The organism is Paenibacillus sp. BC26 (assembly GCF_900116125.1).
In the GTDB taxonomy this organism is placed as follows: domain Bacteria; phylum Bacillota; class Bacilli; order Paenibacillales; family Paenibacillaceae; genus Paenibacillus_Z; species Paenibacillus_Z lignilyticus.
The window spans coordinates 757612-771970 of the sequence record NZ_FPAD01000002.1 but is presented as its reverse complement, the minus strand read 5'-3'; the positions used below and the strand labels follow the sequence as shown (position 1 = coordinate 771970).

Sequence of the window (14359 nt, the reverse complement as noted above, 5' to 3'; positions counted from 1 at the left end):
CCGTATCGAGAGGATGAACTGCATGCAAACAACGACCACTCGCAATGCCAGTGGATTCCCCAGCAGGAGTCCGGAGCTTGATGTTTATCCGGGTTTTGCGCATCCTCCGCAGGGCTATGGAGAAGTCGCTTTCTACTGGTGGCAAGGCGAAACGCTCACGAAAGAGCGCTTGGAATGGCAGCTCGAGCAGCTGAAGGATCACCATATTACCTCCTTGCAGATCAATTACGCACATAGCGATAAGGGCGGAGCATCGTGGGGATTAACGTACGAGAGCGATCCGCCGCTCTTCTCCGAGGCTTGGTGGGAGCTCTTCGCTTGGTTTGCGGATAAGGCGGGCACCTGCGGTATTTCAGTAAGCTTGAGCGACTATACGCTGGGATGGCTTGGGCAGGGCTGGTATTCCGATGAAATCGTCGCGGCGCGTCCCGATGTTTCGGGGACGAACCTTTCCTGCGTGGACTGGCCTGCGAAAGACGGCGTTAACGCATGGGATCTTCCAGAGCGAACAATTGCCATAACGGCCTATAGGCGGGGCGAAGAAGGAATCGACTTATTGTCTTTTGCCGACGGCTCGAAGTTAAGGTGGCAGAAACCCGAAGGCGAATGGAACATCGCCGTCGTTTACTTCGATCCGAAACCGCAATCGATCGATCCGATGCATCCGGACAGCGGAGCATTGGTGATCGCTCATTTCTTTCAGCGCTTTGAAGACCGGCTGAAGGGCGTTCCGAACGCAAAGCTTGGTTTCTTCTTCTCGGATGAACTGGAGTTCGGCATTAAAGGAAAGCTGTGGAACGAAAACTTTCGCAAGGCGTTTATGCAGCGGAAAGGGTACGATATCGTTCCCGAGCTCGCCGGGCTATTCGTTGACATCGGCCCGCGTACGCCGAAGATTAGGCTCGATTACGGAGACGTCATGGTTGCGCTCTCGGAGGAAAACTACTTCAAGCCCGTATTTGATTGGCATGACGAAAGAGGGATGATCTTCGGCTGCGATCACGGGGGAAGAGGCAAAGACATTACCGAGTTCGGCGATTACTTCCGAACGCAACGGTGGAATCATGGACCCGGATGCGATCAGCCCCGATTGGAATGCGATTTGATCAAGAATAAAGTGGCCAGCTCGATTGCCCATCTGTATGAGCGGCCGCGCACTTGGCTGGAAGGTTTCTATGCTTCCGGATGGGGAACAACTACAGCCGGGCTGACGGATGCTATTTTTAAAAATTACGTATCGGGACATAATCTGCTTACGCTTCACGGGCTTTATTATACGACGATCGGCGGGTGGTGGGAGTGGGCCCCGCCATGCAATCACTTCCGCATGCCGTACTGGGCGCACATGAAGACGCTGCTCGCTTGCACGGAACGGTTAAGCTATTTGCTCAGCCAAGGCACGCATGTATGTGACGTTGCCGTCTTGTATCCCGTAGAGGCGATGGAAGCAGGGTTAGACGGAGAGGCTTCGGTCGAAGCGGCATTCGGCATAGGCGAATATCTGTACAAGCAAGGCATCGATTTCGATTTTATCGACTTTCAATCCTTGGGCAGAGCAGAGCTTCGAGATCGAGCGCTTCATGTAGCTGGAGAAACCTATCGGGTGCTGATACTTCCGGCTATGCGCGCGGTGCGGCATTCAACGCTTAAGAAGGCGCTTGCCTTCCATGAAGCAGGCGGCACGATCATTGCGCTCGATCGGCTGCCGGAAGCGAGCGATCGCAGCGGTGCTGCTGACCCTGTACTTGATGAAGAGGTAAAAGCCCTCTTCGGCTGGTCGGCTGCCGACGCCAAGTCGGTTTCCGCAAGTCGCACGCACAAGAATGCAGCAGGCGGTACGGCCCATACGGTTCGCTCTTTTGCCGCCGCAGCCGAGGTTATCAGTCATGCTTTCCCGCGCGACTTCGCTTGCAGCTCCGTGTTTACGGGGGATGAGTTTCCCTATGTCATGCATCGCAGAATCGGCAATCGGGATGTCTATGCGCTCTATGGCATTCCCGAAGGCGGCGAGTGTTTCTTTCGCTGTCAGGGTCATGCTCAATTGTGGAATCCATGGGATGGTTCGGCAGAACCCATTCAGGCGGAGCGGATTACGGGGGAAGGAACCTATCTCCTGCTGCCTTTGGGCCGCCATCAAATGCAATTGGTCGTTTTTGATCATAGCGATCAAGAACGGGTTCCCGCGTTAACGGATGCCGACAATCACGATGCGGAGCAGCAAACCATTGAACTGGACGGTAGCTGGCAGTTCCGATTGCTGCCGACGATGGACAACCGATTCGGCGATTTTCGGCAGCCGCCGGAGAGCAGCTTCATCGGTGCCGAAGCCCGTCAATTTCGTTTTGCATGGGCGAGCCGAACGGCAGCTAAGGACTGGACGAGCCCTCTGTTCGATGATACAGGGTGGAGGCGGGCTACGCATGGAACCGGTCCCTATCTCTGGAAGACCGGACCTTTACCGATCGAACATTGCTCGGAGGAACTGGAAGCCTTGCTGGCGACTATGTCAGAGGCGCCGACAGACGGCGTAGTGAGAGCCGGTGACGTAGAACTGATTTGGAATACCGTAGAGTTCTCAACGCGTTACGGGATCGAGGGAGACGCGGGCCATCAAGGCTACCATGGATTGAAGGCGGAAATGTCGGATGATTTTATCGTGCTGGGTAAACCAGCGTACACGATGACGGATACGCGCTATGAGCCGGAGGATGCGGGAACGGTAACCTATTTATGGTCAACCTTTGATGCCGGGAGCGAGACGTCGGGCAGACTGCGCATGGGAGGCATGCTTCCTGCGAAGCTGTGGTTGAACGGTCGAGCCGTAGAGAATGAAGCGGATATCGTAATGGTTCGGCAAGGCATGAATGCGGTTCTCATGCGCTATGATTGCACGGGTCGAGGACATGTCGTGTTCGAGCGGACCGACTTCATCGAGGTAGGCGGGAATCGACTGCCGCTCGCCATGTCATGGCATAACAATCCGAATATGTTTGCATATGATGCGTTCCCCGGCAGCGTTGACAGGTCCTCAGGGTGCTATCGATTTACGGCTCCTCCGGGACTCGAGGCGCTGGATTTCAATGTCCACGGGGCTGTTCGGGTTTGGGTGGACGGGATGGAATATCAGGCAGCACATGCAGGGACAGGCAATGATGGTTCTACCCGCTATCAAATCACCCTGCATGATCGAATCTCCGGCGTAAGCGTAGTGGCGATTCAAGTCCATTACGATAAAGCGTGCTATGCGGGGGCTGCAGTGCCGGAGCCAATCAAGCTCCGGTGCGGTGATGGCATGATTTCGGCAGGGGATTGGTCAACAATTGATGGCTTAACCTGTTATTCGGGAGGAGCTGTATATCGGAAGACGTTCAATTGGAGGTCGCCCAAGCATCCTAAGCAAGCAAAGGTAAGTCTGGATTTGGGAGACGTCTCGGCTACTGCGGAAATGATCATAAACGGGAAGCCGGTTCGGACCCTTGTGGCACCTCCATGGAAAGCGGATATTTCAGAATGGATGCAGCCCGGCGAGAATGCAATCGAAGTTGCGGTGTATAATACGCTGGCCAATCATTACGTTACGATACCTACTCGTTATAGAGGCGAGTTGACTTCGGGGTTGTTAGGCCCGGTCAGACTCACATATGATCGGGATGAAGAATAGCCCAATTTAACAAGTGTTCGAAGAGAAAAATGACCGTTGCCGGGGGATATCCTTGCACGGTTATTTTTTGGTTTAACCCTACTGAGGCGTAAGCCCTGTTTCTCGTTCCCTTGCCTGCATATCATGATCACATTACTGCTAACGGGAGTTGAAGCGATGCCAAGCCTCACGCGGATCAGAAGCAGCAAGGTGAAAATAGATGTGTTAATCCCGGCGATCGAGAAGGATCTCGTTACGCTCCCCTATGTCATTAATGCCGTTCGAAAACAGGTAAAGCATCCGATCGGCCGGATTAACATCGTATCGCCGAACAGCACCCGCATTAAAGCGCTGTGCAGGCGCAAGGGCTGCAGGTTCGTCAACGAGAACCGCGTGCTGCCGATTACGAAGAAGCATATCAATTACCGCTCCAAGAAATGGGAGCGTTCGGGCTGGATGTTCCAGCAGCTCTTGAAGCTGGGCGGAGACAATGTCTGTTCGTCGAACTATTTTCTCGCCATCGATGCGGATACCGTGCTCATTCGGCCGCATGTATTCCGGTCAGGGGGCAAAACGCTTTTCTACTGCCGAAACTGGAGCCAGCCGGAATATTTTCGCACCTATAGCAAGCTCATGGGGAGGAAGGCGCCTCGGCCGGCCTCCTTCGTCACCCACTACATGCTGTTCGAGAAATCGAAGCTGCGCCAGATGAAGCGAACGATTGCGGCGAAGCACGGCACAAGCTGGTATAGAGCGATCCTAAGAAGCATGGACAAAACGAAGCAGTTTGCCTTCTCGGAATTCGAAACCTACGGCAACTATCTCTACTCCCGAAATCCCGGCGGCGTCGGCATCAGAAAGGCGCTGAACAAAGGCTTGAATATGAGCGTGACCCAGCTATCGCCGCAGCGGACCAGGTCGCTCGCCGGCAAGTTCCGTTCGGTCTCGTTCCATAAGCGCAAAGGCTATTCGCGCAGGACACGAAAGCAATGAAGCGTTATAGCGTCGTTTGGCGCGGACCCGTCAAGAAGGCTTCCGGTCTTGGCATTGCGAGCAGGGAATATGTCCGGGCATTAAGGAGACGAGGCGTCCGCGTCACCGTCGAAGCATCGAGAAGAGGCCGTCCTTTAAGGATGCGGGGAAAGAAGATACTAATCTATCATTTCTCTCCCAACACGATCAACATGAGACGCGCAAGAAGACAGTTCGACGCTATCATCATGAATACGGTTTGGGAGACAACCCGAATCCCGAAGCGGTGGAGGGTGCCGCTTAATCAGGCTGATGCCGTTTGCGTCCCTTCGAAACAGAATAAGCGGGCTCTGATAAACAGCGGCGTGAGAACGCCGATCCACATCGTCCCCCATGGCGTGAATGCTCGGTCATTCCATCCCCGCAATAAGAAGCTCCACGTGAAAGGAGCAAAGGGAAGGTTTATTTTCGTATCGGTTTTCGGCTTTCAGCACCGAAAAAATCCCGAAGCGCTGCTCCGCGCCTACTGGGAGGCATTCTCCGCCTCAGACAAGGTGCTTCTGGTGATCAAAACAAGCGGGTACGCGAAGAATGAGCATGCAAAATGGATTAGGAGCCGCGTTTCCACTTATAAAAAAAGACTGGGCCTACATCGCAAAAAGACAGCTCCGGTCATCATAATGGCCGGGCAGTTAAGCCCGAAGAAGCTGCGCGGCTTGTACACGCGGGGCCATGCTTTCGTCCTTCCCACCCGAGGGGAAGGCGTTGGAATGCCGTTTATGGAAGCGATGGCCAGCGGGCTTCCGGTCATCGCGACCGGCTGGGGCGGGCAGATGGATTTTTTGAACCGCCGCAATGCCTTTCTGGTCCCTTATAAGCTGGGAGCTCCCGTCAACAGCATGAGGCGTGCTTCCTCCATCTCGCGTACCTTTCGCCATTTGTTCTCGGAGAAGGGACAGCGCTGGGCCGAGGCCGATATGTCCGGTTTAAAGAAGCAGATGAGGGCCGCCTATAAGAACCCTAAGCTGTGCAGGCAGAAAGGCCGGCAGGGGAGGTTGGACGCGCGAAAGCTTTCGTGGGATCGGTCGGGCCGCATGCTGAAGCAAGCAATAGAGAGGGTGATTCGGAAGCGGAAATAAGGCTCGCCTCGCGCGGGCTTCATTGTATGTTCGAGGGGGGATGGACTTGCGAGTTATACTGCTCAGCGGAGGTTCAGGGAAGCGGCTGTGGCCGTTATCTAACGGAGTCCGGTCAAAGCTCTTTCTGAAGCTCCTCCCGGACGAGAGCGGAAACGGCGGAAAACAATCGATGATCCAGCGGGTATGCAGCCAGTTGGAAGAAGCGGGATTGCTTTCGGCTACCACGATTGTCGCGCATGAGAACCAAGCGGAAATTACGGCCAATCAAGTCGGCGACAAGCTGTCCTTTATTGCCGAGCCCTATAGAAGAGGGACCTTCACGGCCGTTGCGTTGGCAGCTGCCTATCTGCATGACAAGCTTCAGGTTGCGCCGAGCGAAACGATCTGCGTGATGCCGGCGGATATTTATGTCGAGTCGGCTTTCTTTAAACAGCTCATGACGTTTCCGGAGGTCCTGTCGCAGTCGGGCACGAATTTGGCGCTGCTCGGAACGACTCCCAGCCATCCCTCCAGTCAATATGGCTATATCGTTCCACATCCGATCGATGGCACTGCGGCGGTCGCAAGCTCAAGCGAGTTTCTCTCCATAGCCAGGTTCGTGGAAAAGCCGGATGAAGAGGTTGCCGCCGGCCTGATCGACAGTCATGCGATGTGGAACTGCGGCGTTTTCGCGTTTCCGTTATCCTTCATGCTTGCATGCTTGACGAACAAAGGGCTGCCTACCGGGTACGAAGAACTGCTGGGCTGCTACGAGCAGCTTCCGGAAGCTAGCTTCGATGTGGAGGTTGCGGAGACAACGGCGCAAGCGGTGGTCATTCCGTATGATAAAGGCTGGAAGGATCTTGGGGACTGGCGGGTATTTCCGGATTATTTTGGCGGGAGCGTCATCGGCCTTGGAGAGCTGACGGGCGATTGCATGCAATCGCATATCGTGAATGAGCTGGACTGCCCGATTCATGTCATCGGCGTTTCGAATGTTATAGTAGCGGCGAGCACGGACGGCATACTTGTAGCCGATAAAGGGAAATCCAATCAGATCAAACAGCTGCTGAGCGGGTCGGAGCAGCCGAGGTCCGGAGAGAAACGGTGGGGAACCTACCACATTCTGGATCATTCCAAGACAGATGCCGCTTCGGAAACGTTAACGAAGAAGATCGACATGCTGCCCGGGAAGCATACAAGCTACCACCTTCACGCGAGCAGACAGGAAACGTGGGTCATTCTCTCCGGCACGGGAACGTTCATATTGGAGGGCGTGCAAGCTCCGATTCGTTCCGGCAACGTGCTGCAAATTCCCGCAGGCGCGAAACATGCCGTTCTGGCGATTACGCGGCTCGAATATATGGTCATCCAGATCGGCACCGGCTTGGCCGAGGAAGATGTCCGGCGTATCGCAGTAACGTGGAAGGATACGATCAGGCTGTGCACGAATGGCTGATGGAGCGACAAAAGGCAAAAGGGACCTCGCAGGCGAGGTCCCTTTCTATTAACTATAAATAACCGTCTTCGCGCTATAGTAGTTTCGGACGATAGCTTCGGCTTTCTTGCCGTACATACAGTAGTCCTTGTTAGCCGCTGCGTCCTCCGGCTTGTACAGCTTAGCCGGCCAATCCCACAGCATGAAGCCCTCTACCCAGTCCCGCTTGTCGCAATGGCTGAACATGGCTTCGTAATACCGCGCTTGAACATCCTCGCTAGCTTCGCCCGGCAATCCCCAATCGTTCGGCAGATGCTGCGAACCCTCGCGGCTTGGGCAGCCCGCTTCCATGAACATAAACGGCTTGCCGTGCTGCTTCACGACAGCCCCGATCCGGTCAAGCTGCTCCTCCCAAGTGTCGATCGGATAATAGCCGCTGGACGAAATAACGTCCACCGCATCCCACCAGCTCACTTGGTTCTCTTGGTATTTGTCGCAATTGTACGTAATGACGCCGGAGTAGACACGTCTTACCTCCGCGATTAAAGCGCGCCACTCCGCAGCCCGCCGATCCGTTTGCACCATTTCGCATCCGATGCACAGCATCTCGCAGCCGGTTTCTTCCGCGATCTGCGCGTAATGGAGCATGAAGCGGGTATACGAAGCGAACCATTCCGACCACTTCGGCTCGCACGGGACATCCGCATCGAAGAAGTTAATATGTGCGCGCCAAGTGCCGTTCGCGCAATTGACGACCGGCTTTAGACAGACCTGTAGACCTAGCGATTTTGCTTTCTCAATGGCCCAGCGTACTTCCTCATCCGTCACGGTAGGCGCGTCCTCGTACTTAATTTCCGTTGCCTGCGGATGCGCCTGCAGCGCCGCGAAGGTAATTGCCGTCCAGTTAACGGCCAGCCCTTCTTTCATCAGCTCCATCGAGCGTTCCGCCTGCTCGGTCTTCCAAGTTTCTCTAATTCCGGTCCAGCCCCAGGTCATTCCGCCATAGTAGTTCATCGACTTCTGCACGCCGTCTCAGTCTCCTTTTTGGTTCGCAGCCTAGTAGTTCCTGCTTCATTGCTCCAGTAAAACAAATGCGAGGGAGTGCAGTCAATAGACATTTATCGGCGCCGGCCATAAAGTCAATTGAAGACTACAAATCACAATTGAAACCATTTTACCCCCTTCGCGATTGGCATATAGTTACACATGTAAGCGATATCATAACCGAAACAGGGGGAACAAAATGAAAAAAACGATCTCGTACACGATGATTTCACTTCTTCTCGTCACCTCGCTGGCTGCTTGCGGCAGCAATAATGAAAGCGCAAACACGAACGCTAACGCGGCAACGGACACGGCAAATGCAGATACTACGAATAACGCAGCGGCTACGAACGATGCAACCACGAACAACGCGGCAGCGTCGAACGATGGCGGAGACACGAAGGAACTGAGCGGCAAAGTCGTGTTCCTAACGAACCGTACGGATATGGTCGACAAGGAGTACAACGATTACGAGAAACGGTTCGAAGCGAAATATCCCGGCGTAGACCTGCAATTCGAAGCCATTACCGACTATGAGAAAAACGAGAAAATCCGCATCGCTTCCGGCACTTACCCGGATGTCGTGCTGCTCGGCGGATTGATTCCTAACTCCGATTACCCGAAATATTTTGCGCCGCTGGATGATATCAAGTTCTCCGGCGACATCTACTTCAAAGATTTCAAATCCTTCGAAGGCAAATCATACGGCATTTCCTCCGGTAACAGCACGGTGGGGATTGTGTACAACAAGAAAGCTTTCGAGAAAGCAGGCGTTACCGCAGTACCGAAAACCTACGATGAATTCCTGGCAGCCTGCCAGAAACTGAAGGATGCCGGCATCGTGCCGCTCGCATCGAACTTCAAGGATAAATGGCCGCTTGGCGCTTGGTCCGGCGATGTACCGACGATTATCGGCGGGGCTGCAGATCACCAGAACAAACGTAAAGACACCGACACGCCATTCACAATGGATAACGTTTACGGCAAATCATGGAGCATCGTCCGCGAGCTGAAAGAGAAAGGGTTCCTTGAGAAGGACGTAAACTCCACGAACTGGGAGCAGTCCAAGAAGGATGTAGCCCAAGGCAACTTCGCGATGTACCTGCTTGGCAACTGGGTCATTAACCAAGTTATCGATGCCGGCGCACCTGCGGAAGATGTAGGTTTCTTCCCATTCCCTGCCGACAACTCCGGTCAAGCGAAAGCACCTCTTAACCCGGATTGGTTCTATGGCGTCAATAAAGACGGCAACGTGGAAGCAGCTAAAGCGTTCGTGCAATGGATGATCGAGGAGTCCGGCTACGATGAGTTCGCAGGCTTCATTCCGACCTTGAAGGACAAACAACCGAAGCTTGCGCAGCTGGCGGAATTCAACACGTACAGCCCGGCTTATTTTGAAGCTGTAGCCGGCGACGACGTAGCGACGCAAATTTTGAATAAAGCGCAAATCGATCAGGATGCGGTTCTTCAAGAGTTCGTACTCTCCAAAAACCCGCAAGCCGTGCTGGATAAAGTGAATGCAGAGTGGGCGAAAGCGAAGAAACAAATCGTGAAATAATCGTTAAGCTAGGGCGATTTTGCCTGGGTGGAGCGGCTCTCGCAGGTCGGGGGCCGTCCGCCTAAGGTGAAATGCGGAAAGGAATGATCGCATCATGCTAAGCAACCTCTCTTTTAAGAAACAGAGCATTATTATCATTACATCCTTCACGATCATACCGCTGCTGCTGCTGTTGACTTTCTCGTATTATCCGACCTTGGAGCTGTTTCACCTTAGCTTCACGAGCTGGGATGGGCTGAGCCCGGATAAAGAATGGATCGGCTGGGACAATTACAAGGAAGTATTCACCGACCCCGATATCTTCGGCGTGTTTAAGCACAATTTTGCCTATTTCGCCGTAGGGATCGTGCAGAACATTGCGGCCATTTACTTTGCAATCGTCTTGAACGGCAAGCTGAAGGGACGGTATTTCTTCAGACTGCTGCTCTTTTTACCATATATCCTAAACGGCGTGGCGGTGGCATACCTGTTTGGTTATGTGTTTGACACGACGCAAGGCTCGCTTAATACGCTGCTTGCTGCGATCGGCCTGAGCGGCGAAACCAGCTGGCTCGGCAGCGAATCCTTCGTCAACTACACGCTGGCTTCGATCGGCTTCTGGCGGTTTATGGGCTTTAACATGGTCATCTATTTGGCGGCGCTGCAGTCCATTCCATCGGATCTGTACGAGGCGGCGCAAATCGACGGGGCGAACTCGTGGAAACAATTTCTGTTCATTACCTTGCCTAATATTTATAAAATCATCGAGCTTAACCTGTTCCTAACCGTCACCGGAGCGCTTGAGGTATTCGACCTTCCGTTTGTGTTGACGAACGGCGGACCGGCAGGCGCGAGCGAGACCTATGTGTTCAAAATCATTGCAACGGCATTCCAATTCAATAATTACGGCCTGGCATCGGCGATGAGCGTCGTGCTTCTATTAATAGTAGTGCTTGTGCTATCGATTCAGCGTCTGCTCTTCAGCAAAGGAGGGGACTAGGGCATGCGCACGCACAATCCGGTTGCATCCACTGTGAAATATTTGACGCTGCTGTTCGCGGCTTTCATAATCGTATTCCCGCCTTACGTCATTATCGTGAATGCCTTCAAGACGAAGGAAGAGTTCCAGACGAAGTCGACGATGTCCTTGCCGGATTCGTTCTTCCATTTCGGCAATTTCGTGCATGCGTTCCAGCAGGCGAATATGACGAAGGCTTTTGGCAATACACTGGTTATTGTTGCGGTTACGCTGATTCTGAATATCGTGCTCGGCTCGGCGTTCTGTTACGCGGTTGGGCGGTTCACGTTCAGGTTCAAAGGTTTCCTCGTCGGTCTGTTTCTGATGGCGACGGTCATCCCTTCGATTACGACGCAGGTCGTCAACTTCAAGACGATTCAATCGCTTCATCTGACGAATAACCTGATGGGACCGATGCTGATCTATATTGGCGCTGATATTTTGCAAATCTACATCTATCTGCAGTTCATTCGCAATGTGCCGTATGAGCTGGATGAAAGTGCGATGATCGAAGGAGCGTCACTGTTCAAAATCTATACGACGATTATTTTCCCGCTGCTGGCACCTGCAACGGCGACGATCGTGATTCTGAAGACGATCAGCATTTATAACGATATTTACACGCCATTCCTATATATGCCGACGCCGGAGTTGGTCGTTGTATCGACCTCATTGATGCGATTCTTCGGCGTAAACAGCGGGGATTGGCAGAGCATCTCGGCAGCCATTATCATCATCATGATTCCGACTTCGCTGCTGTACTTGTTCCTGCAGAAATATATTTTTGCCGGCGTGACGAGCGGTGCGGTAAAATAAGGCTACTTTCGCTTGGGCGGTGAGGAAAAGACATGAAAATCATGATCGTGGACGACGAGCAGTTCATCCGTCTTGGCCTCGAGAAAATCATTTCGAAGAGCGATGAAACGCATGATGTGATCGGCTCTTTCAGCAACGGTCAGGAGGCGTGGAATTTCCTGCTTGGGCATGAGAGCCAAGAGCCGGATGTGCTCATAACGGATATTAAGATGCCGATGATGGACGGGCTGAAGCTGAGCGAGCTTGTGCGGGAGAAATACAAGAACATTACCATTATTATTCTGAGCGGTTTTAGCGATTTTGAATATGCCCGGTCTGCGCTGCGGTTTGGGGTTAGAGACTACTTGCTGAAGCCGGTGGATAAGAGTGCGTTGTTCGACTTGCTCGGGAAAATCCGTTTGGAGAAGAGCGCTGTGAGCGAGGTTTCGGCGGAAGACGGTGCGCAGCTGGAAAGCGACCATTATATTATTGAACAGATGAAGGATATTCTGGACCGGGAATATGATAAGAACTTCGAGCTGGAGCGGCTGGCTGACAGCGTTGGGATGAATGCGAGCTACATCAGCAGGCTGTTCAAGCATAAGACGTCGATGACGATTACGGACTATTTGATTCAGCTCCGCATTGAGAAGGCGAAGCAGTTCCTGGCCGATCATCCGCATTTGAAAAATTACGAGATTTCGCATCTCGTCGGTTACAGCGATCCGGTTTATTTCAATAAGCTGTTTAAGAAAATGGTCGGCGTGACGCCGAAGGATTATAAAGACAAGCATCGCTGGCCATAGGGGAGCGATGTTTGATTAGTGGAGGCTAGCCGGACGATTGAGTTCGGCTAGCCTTCTTTAGTCATGGGAGCGTGAATCGTCGCGGAATTTGGCCGGCGTTACATGCATGAGCGAGTGGAAGGTACGCGTGAAATAATGGACAGAGCCGAAGCCGGTCCGTTCCGCGATTTCCTTGATCGTCAGCTCGGAGTAGCGCAACAGCTCGGCTGCTCGGCGAACGCGCTGCTGGCGGACGTAATTGGTGTAGGATTCGTTGACGCCTGAAGAGAACAGGCGGGACAGGTGGCGCGGCGATAGATTGATCTGGGCTGCGACCTTATCGAGCGACAGCTCGTCATCGTTTAAGTTATCGGTGATGAAGAGCTTCGCCTGCTTCAGCAGTGCTGTAGAGCTTCGGCGCGGCATGGCCGGCAAGTTGGGCTGCATTAACGGCTTGCAGAATACGCCGGGCAAGGCAAGCAGAAGCGAGGCCGCGAGCTGAGGGAGCACCGAATCCGGCAAAGAGGGCGAATCTCCGGGGCGTCTCAGCAGCGACCGCCACAGCTCGGCGGCAGGCATATCGTCGGTGTTTTGGACGACGCAGGTTTCCGTTTCCGCAAGCGCTTGGAAAGCGTCGCGTATCGCATCAGAGCTTCCTTTCTCGTCGAGCTCGAAGGCTACGAAGAGCAAGCTGTTCTCCGGCTCCCCTTGGATGAAGTGCGTGATGCCGGGGCGGGAGCAGAACATCGTCCCCTTCTGCAGCGGGTAGGTGATGCCGTCGTCGAGATAGGAGCCTTTACCGCCAAGCACATAGCAAATTTCGAAGAAAGAATGCTTATGCAGAAAATTGGAAGTATGGCGCTCGTGCACGCCCCAGTAATGAACGGTAAATGTCGCTTCGGCTGTTTTAAGCCGCAAGGCGTATTGATTCAGCCAAGTGTCGCTTTCTTCCCACAGATACATGACAAACAGGCACCTCCGTACAGGTTGATATTGAATGGCGTGAAAAGACAAAAAGCTGGCTTCAACGGCTAAAGACCGAAACCCCTTGATTCTACTACAATAAGGTCATAGGAAAGCGAATTCATTCATAGGAGGATTGTAGCATGATAACAGCTCAGGATGTAGAATTTTACAAAGAAAATGGTTATTTGCTAGTGAAAGGCGTATTCAACAAAGAGGAAATCGTACAGATGCGTAAAGCGGTGGACGGGATTATCGATCGCGCGGCAAGAGCGAATATGGACCACAATGCGCAGTGGCAAGGTGACTTCCTGCCGGCCGAAGAATTGAAGAAGCTCGTTCTGAAAGGCTTCCATGATGTGCATTACCATGATGCATCTTTCCTTCGCGCTTTGTCGCACCCGAACATGACGGATGTGCTGTCGCAAATCATCGGACCGAACGTGCAGCTGCACCATTCCAAAATGCTGGTGAAGCCGCCGGAAAACGGTGCCGCGTTCCCAATGCACCAAGATCACCCGTACTTCCCGCATGAGCAGCACACGATGCTGGCTGCAAGCGTCCACCTGGACGATGCAGACTTGGAAAATGGCTGCTTGCACGTTATGCCGGGCTCGCACAAATGGGGCGAACTGCCTCACATGGGCAGACATTACCTGAATGCGAAGGAATATCCGGTATCCGATGGCGTGCCATGTGTGGCGGAAGCTGGCGACGTGCTGTTCTTCAACTACTTGACGATCCACGGCTCACCGGCCAACCGCAGCGAGCGCACTCGCCGCAACGTGCTGTTCCAATACCGCAGCGCGACAGACTTCCCATCCAAACAAGAGCATATCAACTGGGGCATGGGCCTCATGGTATGCGGCGAGAACCCGAACTTCAACAAAGCAAGACCGGAATATTCGGTTATTTCTATTTAATAAGCGGCCGGACAGGAGGGAATCCTGTCCGGTTTTTTTGTGTCCTCCGCAGTACCTATTGCACCGACCGCACCCACACATACCCGCAAACACTAACACTGCAACCGCAGCAAATATCCGCACCGA

General features: G+C 53.4%; 11 protein-coding genes. 9 read left to right on the top strand and 2 right to left on the bottom strand.

The features are described 5' to 3' along the window. Positions 1-22: 22 nt before the first annotated feature. From BM412_RS19585 to BM412_RS19570, 4 genes are all read left to right on the top strand, one after another. Positions 23-3661, top strand: coding sequence for a glycosyl hydrolase (locus BM412_RS19585; RefSeq protein ID WP_177245940.1), 3639 nt, complete (start codon positions 23-25; stop codon positions 3659-3661). A gap of 156 nt (positions 3662-3817) precedes the next feature. Beyond that, on the top strand, positions 3818-4633 hold the full coding sequence (locus BM412_RS19580; RefSeq protein ID WP_091222077.1) for a DUF6492 family protein: 816 nt from the start codon (positions 3818-3820) through the stop codon (positions 4631-4633). Further along, a complete protein-coding gene (locus BM412_RS19575; protein WP_091222074.1) occupies positions 4630-5751 on the top strand; it encodes a glycosyltransferase in 1122 nt (373 codons plus the stop codon). Before BM412_RS19580 ends, BM412_RS19575 begins: the two co-directional genes overlap by 4 nt. Before the next feature lie 46 nt (positions 5752-5797). Continuing rightward, positions 5798-7189 carry a sugar phosphate nucleotidyltransferase gene (locus tag BM412_RS19570; protein ID WP_177245939.1) on the top strand — a complete coding sequence of 464 codons (1392 nt, stop codon included), beginning with the start codon at positions 5798-5800 and terminating at the stop codon, positions 7187-7189. 48 nt (positions 7190-7237) lie between these two features. Here BM412_RS19570 and BM412_RS19565 read toward each other — a convergent pair whose 3' ends face one another. After that, positions 7238-8182 carry a glycoside hydrolase family 113 gene (locus BM412_RS19565; RefSeq protein WP_091222957.1) on the bottom strand — a complete coding sequence of 315 codons (945 nt, stop codon included), beginning with the start codon at positions 8180-8182 and terminating at the stop codon, positions 7238-7240. Positions 8183-8411: 229 nt separating this feature from the next. Here BM412_RS19565 and BM412_RS19560 point away from each other — a divergent pair, with 229 nt between their 5' ends. The 4 genes from BM412_RS19560 to BM412_RS19545 all read left to right on the top strand — a co-directional run bounded on the left by BM412_RS19560 (position 8412) and on the right by BM412_RS19545 (position 12368). Further along, positions 8412-9770, top strand: a complete 1359-nt coding sequence (locus BM412_RS19560) for an ABC transporter substrate-binding protein (RefSeq protein ID WP_091222069.1) — start codon at positions 8412-8414, stop codon at positions 9768-9770. A 94-nt stretch (positions 9771-9864) separates the two neighbouring features. Then, entirely contained in the window at positions 9865-10749 is an 885-nt protein-coding gene (locus BM412_RS19555; RefSeq protein ID WP_091222066.1) for a carbohydrate ABC transporter permease, read from the top strand. 3 nt (positions 10750-10752) lie between these two features. Next, positions 10753-11583 carry a carbohydrate ABC transporter permease gene (locus BM412_RS19550; protein WP_091222064.1) on the top strand — a complete coding sequence of 277 codons (831 nt, stop codon included), beginning with the start codon at positions 10753-10755 and terminating at the stop codon, positions 11581-11583. Positions 11584-11615: 32 nt separating this feature from the next. Next, on the top strand, positions 11616-12368 hold the full coding sequence (locus BM412_RS19545; RefSeq protein ID WP_091222061.1) for a response regulator transcription factor: 753 nt from the start codon (positions 11616-11618) through the stop codon (positions 12366-12368). A 57-nt stretch (positions 12369-12425) separates the two neighbouring features. On the opposite strand, the gene BM412_RS19540 is transcribed toward BM412_RS19545, so the two are convergent. After that, a complete protein-coding gene (locus BM412_RS19540) occupies positions 12426-13310 on the bottom strand; it encodes an AraC family transcriptional regulator (protein WP_091222058.1) in 885 nt (294 codons plus the stop codon). Between the two features lie 143 nt (positions 13311-13453). On the opposite strand from BM412_RS19540, the gene BM412_RS19535 reads away from it, so the two are divergent. Beyond that, on the top strand, positions 13454-14233 hold the full coding sequence (locus BM412_RS19535; protein ID WP_091222056.1) for a phytanoyl-CoA dioxygenase family protein: 780 nt from the start codon (positions 13454-13456) through the stop codon (positions 14231-14233). The last annotated feature ends 126 nt before the right edge of the window (positions 14234-14359 follow it).

Coding starts and splice junctions, on each gene's coding strand:
- BM412_RS19585 (WP_177245940.1), top strand. CDS start 23: ATGCAAACAACGACCACTCGCAATGCCAGTGGATTCCCCAGCAGGAGT.
- BM412_RS19580 (WP_091222077.1), top strand. CDS start 3,818: ATGCCAAGCCTCACGCGGATCAGAAGCAGCAAGGTGAAAATAGATGTG.
- BM412_RS19575 (WP_091222074.1), top strand. CDS start 4,630: ATGAAGCGTTATAGCGTCGTTTGGCGCGGACCCGTCAAGAAGGCTTCC.
- BM412_RS19565 (WP_091222957.1), bottom strand. CDS start 8,182: ATGAACTACTATGGCGGAATGACCTGGGGCTGGACCGGAATTAGAGAA.
- BM412_RS19560 (WP_091222069.1), top strand. CDS start 8,412: ATGAAAAAAACGATCTCGTACACGATGATTTCACTTCTTCTCGTCACC.
- BM412_RS19555 (WP_091222066.1), top strand. CDS start 9,865: ATGCTAAGCAACCTCTCTTTTAAGAAACAGAGCATTATTATCATTACA.
- BM412_RS19550 (WP_091222064.1), top strand. CDS start 10,753: ATGCGCACGCACAATCCGGTTGCATCCACTGTGAAATATTTGACGCTG.
- BM412_RS19545 (WP_091222061.1), top strand. CDS start 11,616: ATGAAAATCATGATCGTGGACGACGAGCAGTTCATCCGTCTTGGCCTC.
- BM412_RS19540 (WP_091222058.1), bottom strand. CDS start 13,310: ATGTATCTGTGGGAAGAAAGCGACACTTGGCTGAATCAATACGCCTTG.
- BM412_RS19535 (WP_091222056.1), top strand. CDS start 13,454: ATGATAACAGCTCAGGATGTAGAATTTTACAAAGAAAATGGTTATTTG.